The sequence below is a fragment of the Staphylococcus sp. EG-SA-2 genome (assembly GCF_017152085.1).
This window is the reverse complement of the sequence record NZ_JACYHC010000148.1, coordinates 1-539: the sequence shown is the minus strand read 5'-3', so window position 1 is coordinate 539 and position 539 is coordinate 1. Positions and strand designations below refer to the sequence as shown.

Annotated in this window: 1 pseudogene; it reads right to left on the bottom strand. The window is 39.9% G+C overall.

The window, feature by feature from the left end:
* Positions 1-195: 195 nt before the first annotated feature.
* Positions 196-539: pseudogene (locus tag IDG60_RS01445) on the bottom strand (acetyl-CoA C-acyltransferase); the annotation flags it as partial.

Below are 539 nucleotides of genomic sequence, written 5' to 3'. Positions count from 1 at the left end.
GACGTGTAAATGTTAAATTCTAAAACGGAAATAACCACCATCCCATTAAACCACTTTTTTGTTCAATCACTATATTTCACACAGCTTCATTAATAAAACGAAATTGCTTCAACCCGCTTCAACTTCAACTGGCTTCAACTTCAGCCTACTTCATTCAATAACAAAACGAATCCGCTTCATCCAAAATCAACCATTCTAACGCACATATTCAAATATAGCAGCTGCACCCATACCGACACCAATACACATCGTAACCATGCCGTAACGGCTATCGGGACGTCTACCCATTTCATTAAGTAAACGCGCGGTTAACATTGCGCCTGTAGCACCTAATGGATGACCTAAAGCAATAGCGCCACCATTCACATTCGTACGTGATATATCTAGACCTACTTCTTTAATAGATGCAATTGTTTGAGAAGCAAATGCTTCGTTCAATTCGATCAAATCAATGTCTTCAACAGATAGATTGCTGAGTGACAATACTTCAGGAATCGCATATGCAGGCCCAATACCCATAATTTTCGGGTCAACGCCTA